The sequence below is a fragment of the Nocardioides cremeus genome, assembly GCF_030518195.1.
GTDB classification, from domain to species: Bacteria; Actinomycetota; Actinomycetes; order Propionibacteriales; family Nocardioidaceae; genus Nocardioides; species Nocardioides cremeus.
This window is the reverse complement of record NZ_JAULSC010000252.1, coordinates 1-279: the sequence shown is the minus strand read 5'-3', so window position 1 is coordinate 279 and position 279 is coordinate 1. Positions and strand designations below refer to the sequence as shown.

The 279-nt window shown below is 54.8% G+C and carries 1 protein-coding gene; it reads left to right on the top strand.

All coding sequences use genetic code 11. From position 1 onward, the window contains the following. The first annotated feature begins 11 nt into the window (after positions 1–11). On the top strand, positions 12–116 hold the full coding sequence (locus tag QWJ41_RS22150; RefSeq protein ID WP_369292743.1) for a hypothetical protein: 105 nt from the start codon (positions 12–14) through the stop codon (positions 114–116). Positions 117–279: the final 163 nt, after the last annotated feature.

Sequence of the window (279 nt, the reverse complement as noted above, 5' to 3'; positions counted from 1 at the left end):
AGACCAACTATCTGGTCTGCGGCGAGAAGGCCGGCAGCAAGCTGTCCAAGGCGCGGGAACTGGGTATCCCGGTGCTGACGCCGGAGGAATTTTTCCGCATGGCCGGTGTGGCTTAACACGCCGGGCCATCAAAGTTTGACAATGGGGAGAGGGCTGCCTGCGGCCCTCTCCCTGTATTTTTTATGGAGGATATGCAAATGGAGAAACACTATTTTGTTCCTGTTATCAATCGTGTTTACACCAACCGCAATGACAGGCAATACCGCTGCACCGGCGTTG